The organism is Maribacter sp. TH_r10, from assembly GCF_033101095.1.
GTDB classification, from domain to species: Bacteria; Bacteroidota; Bacteroidia; order Flavobacteriales; family Flavobacteriaceae; genus Maribacter_A; species Maribacter_A luteus.
Genome location: NZ_JAWMPY010000023.1, coordinates 1 through 1,456, shown reverse-complemented (window position 1 = coordinate 1,456; position 1,456 = coordinate 1). Strand labels below are relative to the sequence as shown.

Annotated in this window: 1 protein-coding gene; it reads left to right on the top strand. The window is 37.6% G+C overall.

Features of this window, described 5'->3' with window-relative positions:
- Positions 1–343: 343 nt before the first annotated feature.
- Positions 344–1,417 carry an IS110 family transposase gene (locus R3X28_RS19145; RefSeq protein WP_154366973.1) on the top strand — a complete coding sequence of 358 codons (1,074 nt, stop codon included), beginning with the start codon at positions 344–346 and terminating at the stop codon, positions 1,415–1,417.
- Positions 1,418–1,456: the final 39 nt, after the last annotated feature.

Here is a 1,456-nt window from a genome sequence, read left to right as displayed (position 1 = left end):
GGCTCGTATGTTTGGTTTTCAGTTTGAATATACTATAATTTATATAAACAAAGAAGAGTGATTTCGTGGTTGGGCTAGATACTAAATAGAGATATCGTCGCTTAGGTTTACACTCTTCCCAAGCTAATGCTTTAAAGCATTAGCTTGGATACTTAACAACAGGCTTAAATAGGAGGGACAGCGAGGTCTCGGCTAGATACATTCAGATGATATCGTTTCATAGGTTTTCCGCCCTTCTATAATTTTCTTGGAATCTGAACAGTACCTAGATCCTAATAGTGCAGAGATCGAATCAAATGCGAGCAAAGATGCTAAAGAGAATTCTAGCTTTAAAAAATAGGATATGGAAAAGCAGTTAAAACAAAGTTTGGGCATCGATGTTTCTAAGTTGAATTTATCATTGTCATTAGGTTTTCTAAGTGAAAGGCTGGTTAAGGAATTCAAGTCCCATCCAGATGTATCCAATGATGAACCAGGTTACAGGGAGCTTTTGAAATGGTTGAAGAAATCAGTAGATAGTACTGTTGATCTTTTGATAGTGATGGAAGCTACGGGAGTCTATCATCAAGGTATCGCCCATTACTTGCACGACAAAGGTTATGCTGTTTGTGTAATGCAATCGGGTCGTGTAAAGCGTTACGCCCAGAGTTTGGATCAACGTTCGAAGACTGATGCATTGGATAGTAGGATGTTGAGCATGCTTGGTCTTGAGAGATCTATTCGTCTTTGGCAACCACCCAGTAAAGAACTACAACAATTAAAAGCATTGAGCAGGGAGCGAAGTTCTTTGTTGAAAGATAGAACTATAGAAACCAATCGTCAAGGAGCTATTTCTTCTAGTGTTTATAGTAATGCTAAAGCTTTGAAAAGGCATAAGAACAGATTGAAGCTTCTTGAGTGTCAGATAGCCCTTATAGAAAAAGAGATGCAAGAATTGATATCAAAAAATGAGGTTCTTAAACAGAAGATCGGCTTTCTAATGAGTATACCTGGCATATCTTTTATATCAGCAGCTACGGTTATTGGAGAGACCTTAGGATTTGAATCTATAGTAAATGCCAAACAATTGGCAAGCTATGCCGGTTATGATATTGTATTACGAGAGTCTGGTAATTTTAAAGGTAAAACAAGGATTAGCAAAAGAGGGAACAGTCATATCAGAGCAGCTTTACATATGCCATCGATGACCTGTGTGCGCTGTAACCCAACATTAAAGCAATTCTATAATAGGCTTAAGCCGAATAAAGCAAAGCCCTTAGTGGCTTTAATAGCCGTCCAGAGAAAGCTATTGATATTGATGTATACCTTATGGAAGAATGAAGAAGTTTACGATGCAGGGTTTGAAACAAAAAAGCAGCAAAAGCATAAAGCTCTTGCTGCGCAGGATAACAATTTGATCAATCAACTTGTTTCCTAAGATTTTAAGGAAAAAACTTGTTTTTTGACACAGTACCTA